We start from the raw sequence: 16,810 nt of genomic DNA on the forward strand, positions 1-16,810 counted from the left end.
CAGGAGCTTCTCTCATGTTGCCGACTCCCGAACAGGTCAAGCAATACATCGCGGCAGGGCTTGCTTGCCAGCATCTCGAAGTCGAGGGCGACGGTCAGCATTTCTTCGCGACCATCGTTTCGCCGAGCTTCGAAGGCAAGCGTTTGATCGCGCGCCATCAACTCGTGTATGCGGCGCTCGGCGACCGCATGCGCGAAGAAATCCACGCGCTCAGCATGAAGACGCTGACGCCCGCCGAATGGCAGAACGCGTAATCTGGAAATTTAGTGCGAATTACTCAAGAAGGGCGCGACGCCGGTAGCGGCGCGTCGAACACAGTCAAAGCGGGCCCGGCTGAAGTCCGGGTCAATCAGGAAGTGACAGGCATGGATAAACTCGTCATTGAAGGTGGCTTCCCGCTGTCGGGGGAAGTCGTCGTCTCAGGCGCGAAGAACGCGGCGTTGCCGATCCTGTGCGCGAGTTTGCTCAGCGCGGAACCGGTGCATCTGGACAACGTGCCCGATTTGCAGGACGTGCGCACGATGCTGAAGCTGCTCGCCCAGATGGGCGTGCGCATCGAGAGCGGCGCGGGGTGCGTGTCGCTGGATGCATCGAAGGTCGATAACCTCGTCGCACCGTACGAAATGGTGAAGACCATGCGGGCGTCGATTCTGGTGCTCGGCCCGCTGGTGGCGCGCTTCGGTCACGCCAAGGTATCGCTGCCGGGCGGCTGCGCAATCGGCGCGCGTCCGGTGGATCAGCACATCAAGGGCCTGCAGGCCATGGGCGCTGAAATCACGATCGAGCACGGCTTTATCGAAGCGCGTGCGAAGCGTCTGAAGGGCGCCCGCATCGTGACCGACATGATTACGGTGACGGGTACCGAAAACCTGCTGATGGCGGCGGTGCTTGCCGAGGGCGAGACAGTCATCGAAAACGCCGCGCGTGAGCCGGAAGTGGGTGACCTCGCGCATCTGCTGGTCGCGATGGGCGCGAAGATCGAAGGCATCGGCACCGACCGTCTGGTGATTCAGGGCGTCGACAAGCTGCACGGCGCGAAGCACACGGTGATTCCGGATCGGATCGAAGCCGGTACGTTCCTGTGCGCGGTGGCTGCTGCCGGCGGCGACGTCACCTTGCGTAAAGTGCGTCCGCTGATCCTTGAAGCCGTGACCGAAAAGCTGCGCGAAGCCGGCGTCACGATCGAAGAGGGCGACGACTGGATGCGCGTGCGCATGGACAAGCGTCCGAGCGCCGTGAGCTTTCGCACCTCCGAATACCCCGCATTCCCGACCGACATGCAGGCGCAGTTCATGGCGCTCAATACGATCGCGGACGGCACCTCGCAAGTCGTCGAGACGATCTTCGAGAACCGCTATATGCACGTGCAGGAATTGAACCGCCTGGGCGCGAGCATCACGATCGACGGCAACGCCGCACTCGTGACCGGCGTCGAAAAGCTATCCGGCGCGAAGGTGATGGCAACCGACCTGCGGGCCTCGGCAAGCCTCGTGATCGCTGCGCTGCGTGCGGAAGGCGAAACGCTGATCGACCGTATCTATCACCTGGATCGCGGCTACGACCGCATGGAGACCAAGCTCAACGCCATTGGCGCCAAGGTGCGCCGTATCGCCGGGAGCCAGGCATGAGCGCAATGCCGCAAACCTCGTCTTCGCCGGCCGTGAGCGCGCCGCTTACGCTGGCTTTGTCGAAAGGGCGTATCTTCGAAGAGACGCTGCCGTTGCTCGCCGCCGCGGGCATTGAAGTTGCTGAAGATCCGGAAACCTCGCGCAAGCTGATTCTGCCCACCACGGACGCGAACCTGCGCGTGATCATCGTGCGCGCCACGGACGTGCCGACCTATGTCGAATACGGCGCGGCCGACTTCGGCGTGGCAGGCAAAGACGTATTGCTCGAGCACGGCGGCAGCGGCCTCTATCAGCCGGTTGACCTGGACATCGCGCGGTGCCGGATGTCGGTCGCGGTGGCGGCCGGTTTCGATTACGCGAACGCGGTGCGCCAAGGTGCCCGCCTGCGTGTGGCGACCAAGTACGTTGAAACCGCGCGTGAGCATTTCGCCGCCAAGGGCGTGCACGTCGACCTGATCAAGCTGTACGGTTCGATGGAACTGGCGCCGCTGGTCGGCCTCGCCGACGCGATCGTCGACCTGGTGAGTTCGGGCAATACTTTGCGCGCCAACAATCTTGTCGAGGTGGAGGAGATCATGCAGATTTCGTCGCGCCTCGTTGTGAACCAGGCGGCGCTGAAGCTCAAGCGCGCCGCGCTGCGGCCGATCCTCGACGCGTTCGAACGCGCGTCGAAGGCCGGCTCAGCGGCGGCCTGAATCGTTTGACCACGTGGGTGGTCAAACTTTTAACGCGCGCCTTACCGAAACGGATACCCGTATGTCTATCAAGATTCGCAAACTCGATTCCAGCGCGCCCGACTTTCACAAGGCGCTGCACGCGGTGCTCGCGTTCGAGGCGAGCGAGGACGAAGCAATCGAGCGCTCGGTTGCGCAGATTCTGAACGACGTGAAGGCACGTGGCGACGCCGCGGTGCTCGAGTACACGACCCGCTTCGACCGTGTCGAGGCGAAGAGCGTCGAGGCGCTCGAGTTGCCGATGTCCGAACTCGAAGCTGCGCTCGAAAGCCTGGAGCCGAAGCGCCGCGCGGCGCTCGAAGCGGCGGCGGCGCGCGTGCGCGGTTACCACGAGAAGCAGAAGATCGAGTGCGGCAGCCATAGCTGGCAGTACACGGAAGCCGACGGCACCGTGCTCGGCCAGAAGGTCACGCCGCTGGACCGCGCCGGTATCTACGTGCCGGGTGGCAAGGCGGCGTATCCGTCGTCGGTGCTGATGAACGCGATTCCGGCGCGCGTGGCCGGCGTGCGCGAAATCGTCATGGTCGTGCCTACGCCGGATGGCGTGAAGAATCCGCTGGTGCTGGCGGCTGCGTTGCTGGGCGGCGTGGATCGCGTGTTTACGATCGGCGGCGCGCAGGCGGTGGCCGCATTGGCGTACGGCACGGAAACGGTGCCCGCGGTCGACAAGATCTGCGGTCCGGGCAACGCCTATGTCGCGTCGGCCAAGCGCCGCGTGTTCGGCACGGTCGGGATCGACATGATCGCCGGACCGTCGGAAATTCTCGTGCTGTGCGACGGCACGACGGACCCGCGCTGGATCGCGATGGACCTGTTCTCGCAAGCCGAGCACGACGAGCTCGCGCAATCCATCCTGCTCTGCCCGGACGACGCATTCATCGCCCGTGTGCGCGACGCGATCAACGAACTGCTGCCTACCATGCCGCGTCAGGACGTGATCCGCGCGTCGCTCGAAGGCCGTGGTGCGCTGATCAAGGTGCGCGATATGGCCGAAGCCTGCGCGATCGCCAACGACATCGCCCCGGAACACCTGGAAATCTCCGCGCTGGAGCCGCATCAATGGGGCCAGTTGATCCGCCATGCCGGCGCGATCTTCCTCGGCCGCTACACCAGCGAAAGTCTCGGCGACTACTGCGCCGGGCCGAATCACGTGTTGCCTACGTCGCGTACCGCACGGTTCTCGTCGCCGTTGGGCGTCTATGATTTTTTCAAGCGTTCGAGCGTGATCGAAGTCAGTGCGGACGGTGCGCAGACGCTTGGCGAGATTGCCGCCGAACTCGCTTACGGCGAAGGCCTGCAGGCGCACGCCCGCAGCGCCGAATACCGGATGCGGCAAGGCAGTGGCGAGCGTGGCTGACCGGTCAGGCGCCGGGCGGGCATCGAAGCGGTGCCCGCGAACTTCACCGACGGATTTCGCGCGGTTTTCCGTTAAATAACGACAATACAGACCAATCCGGTGCAATCCGCAGGCCGCCGATACCCGGCCGGCGTCGTTCATGCGGCCCGGTCCACTGACTTATGACGACACCTCAAGACATCATCCGCCGCGACGTGCTCGCGATGACGAGCTACCCGGTTCCTGACGCCACGGGCTACATCAAGCTCGATGCGATGGAAAATCCGTTTCCGCTGCCGCCGGTGCTTGCCGCGCATCTGGGCGAGCATCTGGCCGGCGTGGCGCTGAACCGCTACCCGGCGCCGCGCCCGGAAGCGCTGATCGAAAAGATCAAGCGTGTCATGGGCGTGCCCGCGGGGTGTGAGGTGCTGCTCGGCAACGGCTCGGATGAAATCATCAGCATGGTGTCGGTAGCGTGCGCGAAGCCGGGCGCCAAGGTGCTTGCGCCGGTGCCGGGTTTCGTGATGTATCAGATGTCGGCGAAGCTGGCGAACCTGGAATTCATCGGCGTGCCGCTGAAGCCCGATTTCACGCTCGACACCGAAGCGATGCTGGCGGCGATCGCCGAGCATGAACCGGCGATCGTCTATCTGGCCTATCCGAACAACCCGACCGGCACGCTGTACGACGACGCGGACATGGAGCGCATCATCGCCGCGGCGAGCAAAAGCCTGGTGGTGATCGACGAGGCGTACCAGCCGTTTGCGCAGCAAAGCTGGTTGCCGCGCGCCGATACGTTCGACAACGTCGTGGTGATGCGTACCGTCTCCAAGCTCGGTCTGGCCGGCATCCGCCTCGGTTATCTGGTCGGCAAGCCGGCCTGGCTTACCGAATTCGACAAGGTGCGGCCGCCCTACAACACCAACGTGCTGACGCAAGCCGCCGCCGATTTCCTGCTCGACCACGTCGACGTGCTTGACACCCAGGCCGCGCAATTGCGCGAAGAACGTACCAGACTCGCGCAAGCCGTGGCCCAATTGCCGGGTGCCGAAGTGTTCCCGAGCGCCGGCAACTTCCTGCTGGTGCGGGTGCCTGACGCATCCGTTATGTTCGAAACGCTGCTGGCAGCACGGGTTTTGATCAAAAACGTGAGTAAAATGCACCCATTGCTGGTCAATTGCGTGCGTTTGACCGTCGGTTCGCCCGAAGAAAACGCCCAGTTGATCGCCGGACTGAAACTCGTGTTGCACTGAACGGCACGCTAAATGGCCGCGTGAGTGCTTTTCCCCCAGGGCGAAAAGCGCGCGCGGCCCGCCGTTTTCCTATCCCACATACCTATCGCTTTCTAGCTAGATTCGAGGAATTACCATGCGCCTTGCGGAAGTCGTTCGCAACACCAGCGAAACGCAGATCCGTGTGAAGATCAATCTGGACGGCACCGGTCAGCAGAAGCTGGCCACCGGTGTGCCGTTTCTTGATCACATGCTCGACCAGATCGCACGGCATGGCCTGTTCGATCTCGACATCGAAGCGCATGGCGACCTCGAAATCGACGACCACCATACGGTCGAAGACGTCGGCATCACGCTCGGCCAGGCGGTCGCGAAGGCAATCGGAGACCGTAAGGGCATTCGCCGCTACGGTCATTCCTACGTGCCGCTCGACGAAGCGCTGTCGCGCGTTGTGATCGACTTTTCCGGCCGTCCGGGCCTCGAATTCCACGTGCCGTTCACGCGCGCGCGCATTGGTACGTTCGACGTCGATCTCTCCATCGAATTTTTCCGCGGCTTCGTGAATCACGCCGGCGTCACGCTGCATATCGACAATCTGCGCGGCCTGAACGCCCATCATCAGATGGAAACGGTGTTCAAGGCGTTCGGGCGCGCGTTGCGCATGGCCGTCGAGATGGACGAACGCGCGGCGGGACAGATTCCGTCGACCAAGGGCAGCCTTTAAGCGCCCATTTACCAGCCTCGAGACCAGGACCGGCTGCGCTTGCCCGCATCCGGTGTGCGATGGACATTCTGAAGTCGTTTATTTCGCTGCTGGCGCTGATCAATCCGGTCGGCGCCATCCCGTTCTTCATGAGCCTGACGGCGCATCAGAGCGATGTGGAGCGGCGCAGAACCATCCGTATCGCAGCGATTTCGGTGTTTTGCGTGATTGCGGTGACCACGCTGCTCGGGCAGCAGATCATCAGTTTCTTTGGCATTTCGGTCGGGTCGCTCGAGGTCGGCGGCGGAATCATCATGCTGCTGATGGCGATCAACATGCTGAACGCGCAGATCGGCAACAGCCGTTCGACCCCGGAAGAGCGTCACGAAGCCGAGCAGAAGGACAACATCGCGGTCGTGCCGCTGGCGATTCCGCTGTTGACCGGTCCAGGCGCGATCAGCACCACGATCATTTATGCGGCCGGTTCGGCGCACTGGTACGACCGGTTGAGCCTCGTGGCGATCGGCGCGGTATTGGCGGCGATCTGCTTTTTTTCGCTGCGCCTTGCTGAACCGATTGCCCGCTGGGTAGGTCGCACGGGGATCAACATCGGCACGCGGCTCATGGGTTTGATGTTATCGGCGCTGGCGGTGGAATTCATCGTCGATGGATTGAAGGCATTGCTGCCTAACTTGAAATGAAAACTTCGATAGCGATTGTGGATTACGGAATGGGCAACCTGCGCTCGGTTGCGCAGGCATTGCGCAAAGCTGCGCCGGAGGCGGACGTGGCGATCGTCGATCAGCCCGAAGCGATCCGCTCGGCCGACCGTGTGGTGCTGCCCGGTCAGGGCGCCATGCCCGACTGCATGCGCAGTCTGGCCGAATCCGGCCTGCAGGAAGCGGTCATTGAAGCCTCGCGCAGCAAGCCGCTGATGGGCGTATGCGTGGGCGAGCAGATGTTGTTCGACTGGAGCGCCGAGGGCGATACGCCCGGTTTGGGCCTGTTGCCGGGTAAAGTGCTGCGCTTCGACCTGGAAGGCCAGGTGCAGGACGACGGTTCGCGCTTCAAGGTGCCGCAAATGGGCTGGAACCGCGTGCGTCAGGCGCTGCCGCATCCGTTGTGGGACGGCGTCGCGGATAACGCATTTTTCTACTTCGTGCACAGCTATTACGTCGTGCCGGACAACGCCGCCCATACCACGGGCGAAACGGTGTACGGTGTGCCCTTTACCTCGGCGGTGGCGCGGGATAACATCTTCGCGACCCAATTTCACCCGGAAAAGAGCGCCGAGGCGGGGCTGCGCGTGTATCGCAACTTCGTGCACTGGAACCCGTGAGCGCCTTTTTTCGTTTCGTTGCCGTGCGCCGTTCCGCGACATGCGGAGCGGCTGCCGCGCGCCAACACCGCAGCACGACGAATTCCTCGCGCGAGGGCGCCCGGCAAGGGTGCCGAAAGAGTTGTACTAAACTAGCGGAACGGCGTTACGGCGAGCTGGCTGACCAGCCGCTGTCGCCAACCTTCAACCACCTCCCAGACAACACCCGATTGCTATGCTGCTGATTCCCGCCATCGACCTGAAAGATGGTCAGTGTGTACGCCTCAAACAGGGCGATATGGACCAGGCGACGATATTTTCCGAGGAACCGGCGGCAATGGCCCGACATTGGGTCGACCGCGGCGCTCGCCGTCTGCATCTCGTCGATCTGAATGGCGCATTCGCCGGCAAGCCAAAGAACGAAGACGCGATTCGCGCGATCATCGAGGAAGTGGGCGGCGAGATTCCCGTCCAGCTGGGCGGCGGTATCCGCGACCTGAACACGATCGAGCGCTATCTGGACGACGGTTTGTCCTACGTCATCATCGGCACGGCTGCGGTGAAGAATCCGGGTTTCCTGCAGGATGCGTGCACGGCTTTCGGCGGCCACATCATCGTCGGGCTGGATGCGAAAGACGGCAAGGTTGCCACCGACGGCTGGAGCAAGCTGACCGGCCATGAAGTGGCCGATCTGGCGCGCAAGTTCGAGGATTACGGCTGCGAGTCGATCATCTACACGGACATCGGCCGTGACGGCATGCTGCAAGGCATCAACATCGAAGCAACGGTGCGTCTCGCGCGCGCGGTGAAGATTCCGGTGATCGCGAGCGGCGGCTTGTCGAACCTCACAGACATCGAGTCGCTGTGCGAAGTCGAAGGCGAGGGCATCGAAGGCGTGATCTGCGGCCGGGCGATCTACTCGGGCGATCTGGATTTCGCCGCGGCGCAAACCCTCGCGGACCGCTTGCGCGAATCGGACGACGCTTAAGGTTCAAGGCCTGAAGCGTCGCGATCAACCCGGAATCGACGCGGCAGCGGACCTGAAAGCGGACGCGGCGGTGCGTTCCGGCGGCGCGTCAAACCGCATCTTGTGTTTGCACAGTTGCGGCCTGACGCGCGTCGCCGCGCCGGCACAGCGCCGCTCGTGAAGCATCAGACGAGCGGCCTCATCAGCGGTATTGGCAGAATTGCAAGATCATGGCTCTAGCTAAACGCATCATCCCCTGTCTCGACGTCACGGCTGGCCGCGTGGTCAAGGGCGTCAACTTCGTTGAACTGCGCGACGCCGGCGACCCGGTCGAAATCGCGCGCCGTTACGACGACCAGGGCGCCGACGAACTCACCTTCCTCGACATCACCGCCACCTCCGACCAGCGCGATCTGATCCTGCCGATCATCGAAGCGGTTGCCTCCCAGGTGTTCATTCCGTTGACGGTCGGCGGCGGCGTGCGCGCTGTCGAAGACGTGCGGCGGCTGTTGAACGCGGGCGCGGACAAGATCAGCATGAACTCGTCGGCGGTCGCGAATCCGCAACTCGTGCGCGACGCGACGGACAAATACGGCTCGCAATGCATCGTCGTTGCCATCGACGCGAAGCGCGTTTCCGCGGCGGGCGAGGCGCCGCGCTGGGAAGTCTTCACGCATGGCGGGCGCAAGGCTACCGGCCTCGAAGCTGTCGAATGGGCGCGCAAGATGGCCGAACTGGGCGCCGGTGAAATCCTGCTGACCAGCATGGACCGCGACGGCACCAAGAGCGGCTTCGATCTCGCGCTCACGCGCGCCGTATCCGATGCGGTGTCGGTTCCGGTGATCGCCTCGGGCGGTGTCGGGTCGTTGCAGCATCTGGCCGACGGCATTAAGGACGGTCACGCGGATGCCGTACTGGCCGCCAGCATCTTCCACTACGGTGAGCACACCGTGGGCGAGGCCAAGCGCTTCATGGCCGATCAAGGCATTTCGGTGAGGTTGTGACGTGGTGAATTCCTCGGCAGCAGATTGGCTCGACAAGGTCAGGTGGGACGCGAACGGCCTCGTGCCGGTGATCGCGCAGGAGGCGTCGAGCAACGACGTTCTGATGTTCGCGTGGATGAACCGCGAAGCCCTGGCGAAAACCATTGAATTGGGCCGCGCGGTGTACTTTTCGCGCTCGCGCCAGCGCCTGTGGTTCAAGGGCGAAGAATCCGGCCACGTTCAGCATGTGCATGAAGTGCGGCTCGATTGCGACGAAGACGTCGTGCTGTTGAAGGTCGAGCAGGTGTCGGGCATTGCGTGCCACACCGGCCGTCACTCGTGCTTTTTCCAGAAATTCGAAGGCACGGTTGAAGATGGCGGCTGGGTCGCCGTCGATCCCGTGTTGAAAGATCCCGAACACATCTACAAATGACGCAATCCACGGAATCATCCTCGTCCACCGGGGACACGCTGCTGCGCCTCGCGGCCATCATCGACAGCCGCAAGGGCGGCGATCCGGATATCTCGTACGTGTCGCGCCTGTTCCACAAGGGCGACGACGCGATTCTCAAGAAGATCGGCGAAGAGGCCACCGAAGTCGTGCTGGCCGCCAAAGACACACGCCACGGCGGTGCACCGAAAGCGCTGGTCGGCGAAGTGGCGGACCTCTGGTTTCACTGCCTCGTCATGCTGTCGCACTTCGACCTGAGTCCGGCCGACGTGCTGGCCGAACTCGAGCGCCGCGAAGGCTTGTCCGGCATCGAGGAAAAGGCGCTGCGCAAGAGCCGCGAGCGCGAGGAGAACGGCGACTGATTGTCGCCACCTTGTCGCAAGCGTCTTGAAGTGGCGAGCGTCGGCACCCACATTGCACTGAACACATAGGATCGCATCCTCGGGAGGACGCAAGCATGGAACAGTCGCAAGGAAATTATCCGCCGCCGGTCTACCGCAACGCGATCGAGCCCGAGCGCGAACGCAGTCTGCGCACGCTCACACATGTGCTGTATGCGCTGTACGCGGTGCACTGGTTGACGGGTGGTCTGACGATTCTGATCGCGATCATCATCAACTATGTGAAGCGGCCCGATGTGGCGGGTACGCCTTACGAGGCGCATTTCGAGTGGCAGATCCGCTCATTCTGGATGGCCTTGCTGGGTTATGCGATCGGCGGCCTGCTGCTGTTCGTGTTGATCGGCATTCCGGTTCTGTGGGCCGTCAGCATCTGGATGTTGTACCGTATTATCAAAGGCTGGTTGTATCTGTACGATAACAAGCCGTTCGCGAATCCGCGTGGGTGGGTTTGAGTCGAGTCCGGTTACGGCCGGCGGGACCGCACCGCGCTGGGTGAGCTAGCCACACTGTGTCAGGAATACGATGAGCCACGACCCAAACTGCCTGTTCTGCAAGATCGCCACCGGCGAGATCCCGTCGACCAAAGTTCACGAAGACGAAGAGTTTGTTGCCTTCCGCGACATCCGTCCGGCCGCTGAAACGCATGTACTGGTGATTCCTCGCAAGCACGTCGCCACGTTGTCGAATTGCACCGAAAGCGAGGCACCGCTGCTTGGTAGAATGCTTATTTTAGTAGCGCGTTTGGCTGAACAGCTGGGTGTGGCATACACCGGCGGCGAAACCGGGTTTCGCACGGTAATCAACACGGGGCCGGGCGGCGGGCAAGAGGTGTATCACCTGCACGCGCACATCCTCGCGGGGCCGCGTCCGTGGCAGCGAATGGGCTGACAAAAAACGCGCGTTGCGAAGCGCACGGCGAGTTTTGGCGGTCGACACTTGCAGCGCATGATTTTTACTGAACTGTAATGATGGCGACCTGATCGCCGGGTCAGAATGACACACCGTGTCGCGGGTTGAATCGAAACAGCTCGCGGCAACGTATAGATGGAGCGTACGCGCTTCGATTCACGCCGCAAGGCGCACGAGTTTTGCCGCATCACGGTGCGGTGTCGGGGTTAAGGAGAGTAGTCATGGGTTCGTTGAGTATTTGGCATTGGCTGATCGTGTTGTTGATCGTAGCGCTCGTGTTTGGCACGAAGAAGCTGCGCAATATCGGTACCGATCTGGGTGGCGCGGTGAAGGGCTTCAAGGAAGGCATGAAGGAAGCCGAAACGCCCGCAGGCGAAGCGCAGCAGCGCGAACTGCCGCGTAACGGCACCGTGGATGTGGATGCGAAGGAAAAGACGCCGCGTTCCGGCGATTACCGCTAAGCCGCGGCCCAACCGCGTTACTGACGGACACTCCACTTCATGCTGGACCTCGGTCTAACCAAGATGGCGCTGATCGGCGTCGTCGCGCTGGTCGTACTCGGGCCTGAGCGCCTGCCTCGCGTCGCCCGCACGGCCGGCGCGTTGTTCGGCCGCGCACAGCGGTATATCAACGACGTGAAGGCGGAAGTTACCCGCGAAATCGAACTCGACGAATTGCGCCGCATGAAAACCGAGTTCGAAACGGCGGCGAGCAACGTCGAAACCGGCGTTCAGGAGAGTCTGCGCAAGCATGAGTCCGAGCTGAACGACGCGTGGAATAGCGGCACGTCGGTGTCGCCGAGCATTGCTGGCGGCGCGTTTGAGGATGCCGGCAATTCACCCTGGCAGACCAGTACACCGCCGTCAGGCCCCAAACGCAAGAACTGGCGCGTCAAGCAGACCGCCATGCCTACGTGGTACAAACGCGCCACCGCGCGCCGCACGCGCGTGCAATCAGGCGCTGCGCGCGTGGCGCGGCATACACCGGCCACCATGCGTCGTCCGACGCGGTTCTTCTGATGATCAGAACGACAATCTCTAACCGAGGGCCGGTGTGAGCGACCCCCAGCAAACCCAGGACGAAGGCACTGAAGAGACCTTCATTTCCCACCTCGTTGAATTGCGCGACCGGATCATCCGCGCTGGCCTTGCCGTCATCGTGGTGTTTGTCGGACTCGTATATTGGGCACCGGATATCTTCCGGCTGTTGGCGCGGCCCTTGATGCAGAATCTGCCGAAGGACGGCAAGATGATCGTCACCGACGTCACCGGCTCGTTCTTCGTGCCGATGAAGGTGACCATGCTGGTCGCCTTCGTGATCGCGCTGCCAATCGTGCTGTACCAGATCTGGGCGTTTGTCGCGCCGGGTCTGTATCAGCATGAGAAGAAGCTGGTCGGGCCGCTGGTGGGCAGCAGTTACACGCTGTTCCTGTGCGGCATGGCGTTCGCGTATTTCGTGGTGTTTCCGACCATCTTTCGTGTGATGGCGCATTACAACGCGCCGCTCGGCGCGGAGATGACCACCGACATCGACAACTATCTGAGCTTCGTGCTCACCATGTTCCTTGCATTCGGCGTGACGTTTGAAGTGCCGATTGTCGTGGTGCTGCTGGTCCGCATGAACGTGCTGACCATCAAGAAGCTCAAGGAAATCCGTCCGTATGTGATCGTGGGCGCGTTCGTGATCTCGGCGGTAGTGACGCCGCCGGATGTGTTCTCTCAGCTGATCCTGGCGATTCCGCTGATCGTGCTGTACGAGGCGGGCATCATCGCGGCGCGGTTGATTGTCGGCAAGCAGAAACCGGTGGTTGCCGACGAGAGTCCGCCGGGTTGAGCGCCTCCAGATAAAACAAAAAAGGGCAGTCCATCACGGACTGCCCTTTTTGTTTTGTGGTGCGCCGGTGTTGGCCGCTATCTCTTTCTCAACCGCCGTCGTCGTCCTGGTCGCCGCCGCCGCCGTTATCTTCCGCCGGTTGCTTCGGCGGTGGCGGGCGCTTGCCGATGGTTACGTCCAGGTCCATGTCGCGGCTCTTGCGCACCAGGTGAACCTTCGCTGCCGTACCTGGCTTGATCTGCGCGATGACATTCAGGAGGCGCGTGGTGTCGGTGATTTCCTGGCCGTTCACGCTCACCAGGATATCGCCCGGCTTGATGCCGGCACGGTCGGCCGGACCGTTCTTCAGGACACCCGCGACAATCGCCCCCGATTTCTGCTGAAGCCCAAACGATTCGGCGATCTCCGGCGTCACGTCTTGTGGCTCCACACCGATCCAGCCGCGCGTGACGGAGCCCGTTGTGATGATGCTCTCCAGCACGCTGCGCGCGGTCGAGACGGGAATCGCAAAGCCGATGCCGAGCGAGCCGCCCGAGCGCGAATAGATGGCGGTATTGATGCCGAGCAAATTGCCGTTCACATCGACCAGCGCACCGCCGGAGTTGCCCGGATTGATGGCCGCGTCGGTCTGAATGAAGTTTTCGAACGTATTGATGCCGAGGTGATTGCGTCCGAGCGCGCTGACAATGCCCATGGTCACTGTCTGGCCGACACCGAACGGGTTGCCGATCGCCAGCACCACATCGCCCACGCGCGTCTGGTCCATACGACCGAGCGTGATGGTAGGCAGATCGGTCATGTTGACCTTCAGCACAGCCAGATCCGTCTCAGGATCGACGCCAATTACCTTCGCCTCGGTGGTGCGACCATCGGCCAGGGCGATTTCGATCTGATCGGCGCCGTCCACGACGTGCTGGTTCGTTAGAATGTAACCTTCCGAACTCACTATCACACCCGAGCCAAGATTCGATGCGGGTTGTTCCTGCTGCTTGCCTTTGTTCTTGTCACCAAAGAAGTAGCGGAACAGCGGATCTTTCGCGCGCGGATCGGGCGGCAGTGAGCCATCCTTGCTGGAGAACACGTTGACCACCGCGGGCATGGCTTTTTGCGCCGCGTCTGCATACGACGCCTGGGCGGGGCCCGTGCCGATGCCTGGCGCCACTTCCCGAAGGGCGACGATCGGTTCGGCAAGCTGCTTGCCGAATTGCCCTTGACGCTGGAGCCACTGCGGTTTGAGGGTCGCAATGATGAACATCAGCGCCAACAGCACAGTCACCGCTTGGGCAAAGAACAGCCAAAAGCGTCTAAGCATCTGAAGACTAGAGGTTTATATGGATCGGATCGAACTTGAATTGTACTTGAACAATCTTCTTGAAACCGCGCGCTTCAAGGACTATTGCCCCAATGGATTGCAGGTGGAGGGGCGTCGCAAAATCAACAAGCTCGCGACCGGCGTGACGGCTTCAGTGGCCTTCCTCGAGGCCGCGCTCGACTGGGGCGCGGACGCGGTGCTGGTCCATCACGGCTACTTCTGGCGCAACGAGGCGCCGCAAATCACCGGGCGCAAACACGCGCGCCTGAAGCTGCTGATCGCCAACGACCTGAGCCTGTTCGCCTATCACCTGCCGCTCGACGACCATCCCGAGTTCGGCAACAACGCGCAGATCGGCGAAAAAATGGGCTGGATCAGCGACGCGCGCTTCGGCGAGAACGATCTCGGCTGGCTCGCCACCTTCCCGATGCCGATCACGCTCGCGCATTTCACCGCGCAAGTCGAGCAGACGCTCGGGCGCACGCCGCTCGTATTCGGCGACCCGGATCGCGAACTGCGCCGGGTGGGCTGGTGCACGGGCGCCGCGCAAGGCATGTTCGAGGCCGCGATCAATGCCGGCGCCGACGTCTACCTGACGGGCGAAGTGTCGGAGTCGGTGATGCATACCGCGGCGGAAAGCGGCGTGGCGTTTCTCGCAGCCGGCCATCACGCCACCGAGCGTTTCGGCGTGCAGGCGGTGGGCAAGCATCTATCCGAGCAGTTCGATATCGAACACCTGTTTATCGATATCCCTAATCCGGTTTGAATTGAAAATCGGCATTAGATAAGAAAAAGGCACGAATAACGCAGAGGACGCTTAAAAGGAGGTGTAAAAAAGTTTGCGATCCGTACGGAGAAACCCTGAGTTATCAAGGGGTTCGCACGGTTTTTGGCAATCGGCCCTTGTAAATGGCGACTCCATTCGCGCAAACTAGCGGCGGTAGAAGAGACGTGAAGGAAAAATCCAACTCAGAAGTGGGGCGTGTGATGCGAGACAAGGAAGATGAACGCGTCGACGGCAGCCGCCGTACCTGGCTGATAGCGACGACCGTAGCAGGTGGCATAGGAGGCGTTGCCACTGTCGTACCCTTTGTTAGTTCGTTTGCACCATCTGAAAAGGCCAAGGCAGCCGGAGCCCCGGTCGAAGTCGATATCAGTGATCTCAAACCCGGCGACATGAAAACCGTTGCCTGGCGCGGCAAGCCGGTGTGGATCATCAATCGCACCGACCGGATGCTTGCCGATGTCCAGAAAGCCGATAACGAAGTAGCGGATCCCCACACCAAGAATCCTTTTTCGATGCCGTTGCCGGAGTACTGCAACAACGAATACCGTTCACGCACCGATCACAAGAATCTTTTCGTCGCCGTCGCCGTGTGCACCCATCTGGGCTGCACGCCGACGCCGCGCTTCCAGGAGGGGCCGCAGCCCAATCTTCCAGACGACTGGCCAGGCGGTTTCCTGTGCCCTTGCCACGGCTCGACCTATGACATGGCCGGCCGCGTCTTCAAGAACAAACCTGCGCCGCAGAACCTCGACATCCCGCCTTATATGTTCACGTCGGCCACCAGCCTCGTGATCGGCAAGGACGAGAAAGGAGAAGCGTAATGGCGATCGAGCATGAAGTAGAGACAACCGGGCTGGTTGGCTGGATCGACCGGCGCTTCCCCATGACGTCCACATGGAAGAAGCACGTTTCCGAGTACTACGCGCCGAAGAACTTCAACTTCTGGTACTTCTTCGGTTCGCTCGCGCTGCTGGTGCTGGTCAATCAGATCGTCACCGGCATTTTCCTCACCATGAACTACAAGCCCGACTCGACGCTCGCGTTTGCGTCGGTCGAGTACATCATGCGCGAGGTGCCGTGGGGCTGGCTGATCCGTTACATGCACTCCACGGGCGCGTCGATGTTCTTCGTCGTCGTGTATCTGCACATGTTCCGCGGGCTGATGTACGGCTCGTACCGCAAACCGCGCGAACTGGTGTGGGTGTTTGGCTGCGCGATCTTTCTGTGCCTGATGGCGGAGGCGTTTTTCGGCTACCTGCTGCCGTGGGGCCAGATGTCGTTCTGGGGCGCGCAGGTGATCGTGAACCTGTTCTCGGCGATTCCGTTTATCGGGCCGGATCTGTCGCTGTGGATTCGCGGCGACTATGTCGTGTCGGACGTGACGCTGAACCGCTTCTTCGCGTTTCACGTGATCGCGATTCCGCTGGTGCTGATCGGCCTCGTGGTCGCTCACCTGGTGGCGCTGCATGAGGTGGGTTCGAACAACCCCGACGGCATCGAGATCAAGGCGAAGAAGGGCGCGGACGGCATTCCGCTCGACGGCATTCCGTTCCACCCGTACTACTCCGTGCACGACTTCATGGGCGTGTCGGTGTTCCTCCTGATCTTCGCGGCGATTATTTTCTTCGCGCCGGAGATGGGTGGGTATTTCCTTGAAGCCAATAACTTCATTCCCGCCAATCCGCTGCAAACACCGCAGGAAATTGCGCCGGTGTGGTACTTCACGGCGTTCTATGCGATGCTGCGCGCCACCACCGATCCGTTCAAGATCGTGCTGATGATCATCGTCGCGTTGCTCGGCCTGTATGCGCTGGTGCGCGCGCGCGGCAAGTGGAAGCTCGGCTTGCCGGTGCTCGCGGTGCTGGTGGTGCTGGCCATGGCGTTCACCGAATCGAAGTTCTGGGGCGTGGTGGTGATGGGCGGCGCGGTGATCTCGCTGTTCTTCCTGCCGTGGCTCGACCGCTCGCCGGTGAAGTCGATCCGTTACCGGCCGTTTTTTCACAAGGTGTTCTACGGGATCTTCGTGCTCGCTTTCCTGACGTTGGGCTTCCTCGGCACTAAACCGCCGTCACCCGCCTCGACGTTGATTGCTCAGGTGTGCGCGCTGATCTACTTCGCGTTTTTCCTCGGTATGCCCGTCTGGACGCGGCTTGGCACGTTCAAGCAGCCGCCCGAGCGGGTGCGGTTCAAGCCCCACTAATCGCGAGCCAGGAGAA

General features: G+C 61.8%; 21 protein-coding genes. 20 read left to right on the plus strand and 1 reads right to left on the minus strand.

All coding sequences use genetic code 11. From position 1 onward, the window contains the following. The first annotated feature begins 14 nt into the window (after positions 1-14). The 17 genes from BCY88_RS16680 to tatC all read left to right on the plus strand — a co-directional run bounded on the left by BCY88_RS16680 (position 15) and on the right by tatC (position 12,495). Positions 15-254: a BolA family protein gene (locus tag BCY88_RS16680; protein ID WP_028199637.1), complete on the plus strand. Its 240-nt coding sequence runs from the start codon at positions 15-17 to the stop codon at positions 252-254. Between the two features lie 18 nt (positions 255-272). Next, entirely contained in the window at positions 273-1,628 is a 1,356-nt protein-coding gene (gene murA, locus BCY88_RS16685) for a UDP-N-acetylglucosamine 1-carboxyvinyltransferase (RefSeq protein ID WP_404935698.1), read from the plus strand. Continuing rightward, positions 1,625-2,323, plus strand: a complete 699-nt coding sequence (hisG, locus tag BCY88_RS16690) for an ATP phosphoribosyltransferase (protein ID WP_120345325.1) — start codon at positions 1,625-1,627, stop codon at positions 2,321-2,323. Before murA ends, hisG begins: the two co-directional genes overlap by 4 nt. Positions 2,324-2,384: 61 nt before the next feature. Next, on the plus strand, positions 2,385-3,719 hold the full coding sequence (gene hisD, locus BCY88_RS16695; protein ID WP_120345326.1) for a histidinol dehydrogenase: 1,335 nt from the start codon (positions 2,385-2,387) through the stop codon (positions 3,717-3,719). Between the two features lie 161 nt (positions 3,720-3,880). Next, a complete protein-coding gene (gene hisC / locus BCY88_RS16700) occupies positions 3,881-4,951 on the plus strand; it encodes a histidinol-phosphate transaminase (protein WP_120345327.1) in 1,071 nt (356 codons plus the stop codon). A gap of 115 nt (positions 4,952-5,066) precedes the next feature. Next, positions 5,067-5,654, plus strand: a complete 588-nt coding sequence (gene hisB, locus BCY88_RS16705) for an imidazoleglycerol-phosphate dehydratase HisB (protein WP_054036619.1) — start codon at positions 5,067-5,069, stop codon at positions 5,652-5,654. A gap of 59 nt (positions 5,655-5,713) precedes the next feature. Continuing rightward, entirely contained in the window at positions 5,714-6,334 is a 621-nt protein-coding gene (locus tag BCY88_RS16710; protein ID WP_028199643.1) for a YchE family NAAT transporter, read from the plus strand. Beyond that, a complete protein-coding gene (gene hisH, locus BCY88_RS16715; RefSeq protein ID WP_028199644.1) occupies positions 6,331-6,972 on the plus strand; it encodes an imidazole glycerol phosphate synthase subunit HisH in 642 nt (213 codons plus the stop codon). Before BCY88_RS16710 ends, hisH begins: the two co-directional genes overlap by 4 nt. A 214-nt stretch (positions 6,973-7,186) precedes the next feature. Next, positions 7,187-7,939, plus strand: a complete 753-nt coding sequence (gene hisA / locus BCY88_RS16720) for a 1-(5-phosphoribosyl)-5-[(5-phosphoribosylamino)methylideneamino]imidazole-4-carboxamide isomerase (RefSeq protein ID WP_120345328.1) — start codon at positions 7,187-7,189, stop codon at positions 7,937-7,939. A 209-nt stretch (positions 7,940-8,148) separates the two neighbouring features. After that, a complete protein-coding gene (gene hisF, locus BCY88_RS16725) occupies positions 8,149-8,922 on the plus strand; it encodes an imidazole glycerol phosphate synthase subunit HisF (protein ID WP_120345329.1) in 774 nt (257 codons plus the stop codon). Position 8,923: 1 nt separating this feature from the next. Continuing rightward, on the plus strand, positions 8,924-9,334 hold the full coding sequence (gene hisI, locus BCY88_RS16730; protein ID WP_120345330.1) for a phosphoribosyl-AMP cyclohydrolase: 411 nt from the start codon (positions 8,924-8,926) through the stop codon (positions 9,332-9,334). Then, positions 9,331-9,714 carry a phosphoribosyl-ATP diphosphatase gene (locus tag BCY88_RS16735; RefSeq protein WP_120345331.1) on the plus strand — a complete coding sequence of 128 codons (384 nt, stop codon included), beginning with the start codon at positions 9,331-9,333 and terminating at the stop codon, positions 9,712-9,714. Before hisI ends, BCY88_RS16735 begins: the two co-directional genes overlap by 4 nt. A gap of 95 nt (positions 9,715-9,809) precedes the next feature. After that, positions 9,810-10,205 (plus strand): DUF4870 family protein, encoded by a 396-nt coding sequence (locus tag BCY88_RS16740; RefSeq protein WP_120345332.1) that lies wholly within the window; start codon positions 9,810-9,812, stop codon positions 10,203-10,205. A gap of 70 nt (positions 10,206-10,275) precedes the next feature. After that, positions 10,276-10,641: a histidine triad nucleotide-binding protein gene (locus BCY88_RS16745; RefSeq protein WP_120345333.1), complete on the plus strand. Its 366-nt coding sequence runs from the start codon at positions 10,276-10,278 to the stop codon at positions 10,639-10,641. Positions 10,642-10,883: 242 nt separating this feature from the next. Further along, positions 10,884-11,123: a Sec-independent protein translocase subunit TatA gene (gene tatA, locus BCY88_RS16750; protein ID WP_028199650.1), complete on the plus strand. Its 240-nt coding sequence runs from the start codon at positions 10,884-10,886 to the stop codon at positions 11,121-11,123. 39 nt (positions 11,124-11,162) lie between these two features. Further along, a complete protein-coding gene (gene tatB / locus BCY88_RS16755) occupies positions 11,163-11,681 on the plus strand; it encodes a Sec-independent protein translocase protein TatB (RefSeq protein WP_120345334.1) in 519 nt (172 codons plus the stop codon). Positions 11,682-11,715: 34 nt separating this feature from the next. Further along, positions 11,716-12,495, plus strand: coding sequence for a twin-arginine translocase subunit TatC (tatC, locus tag BCY88_RS16760; protein WP_120345335.1), 780 nt, complete (start codon positions 11,716-11,718; stop codon positions 12,493-12,495). A gap of 88 nt (positions 12,496-12,583) precedes the next feature. Here the strand turns inward: tatC and BCY88_RS16765 are convergent, their stop codons facing one another. Then, the gene (locus BCY88_RS16765) at positions 12,584-13,807 is read right to left on the minus strand and encodes a Do family serine endopeptidase (protein ID WP_120345336.1); all 1,224 of its coding nucleotides are present in this window, start codon (positions 13,805-13,807) and stop codon (positions 12,584-12,586) included. A gap of 19 nt (positions 13,808-13,826) precedes the next feature. Between BCY88_RS16765 and BCY88_RS16770 the strand changes: the two genes are divergently transcribed. From BCY88_RS16770 to BCY88_RS16780, 3 genes are all read left to right on the plus strand, one after another. Continuing rightward, a complete protein-coding gene (locus BCY88_RS16770; RefSeq protein WP_120345337.1) occupies positions 13,827-14,573 on the plus strand; it encodes a Nif3-like dinuclear metal center hexameric protein in 747 nt (248 codons plus the stop codon). Between the two features lie 221 nt (positions 14,574-14,794). Beyond that, positions 14,795-15,415, plus strand: coding sequence for a ubiquinol-cytochrome c reductase iron-sulfur subunit (petA, locus tag BCY88_RS16775; RefSeq protein WP_120345338.1), 621 nt, complete (start codon positions 14,795-14,797; stop codon positions 15,413-15,415). Then, positions 15,415-16,794, plus strand: a complete 1,380-nt coding sequence (locus BCY88_RS16780) for a cytochrome b (RefSeq protein ID WP_120345339.1) — start codon at positions 15,415-15,417, stop codon at positions 16,792-16,794. Before petA ends, BCY88_RS16780 begins: the two co-directional genes overlap by 1 nt. Positions 16,795-16,810 lie beyond the last annotated feature (16 nt).

The sequence above is a fragment of the Paraburkholderia fungorum genome (assembly GCF_003610895.1).
In the GTDB taxonomy this organism is placed as follows: domain Bacteria; phylum Pseudomonadota; class Gammaproteobacteria; order Burkholderiales; family Burkholderiaceae; genus Paraburkholderia; species Paraburkholderia fungorum_B.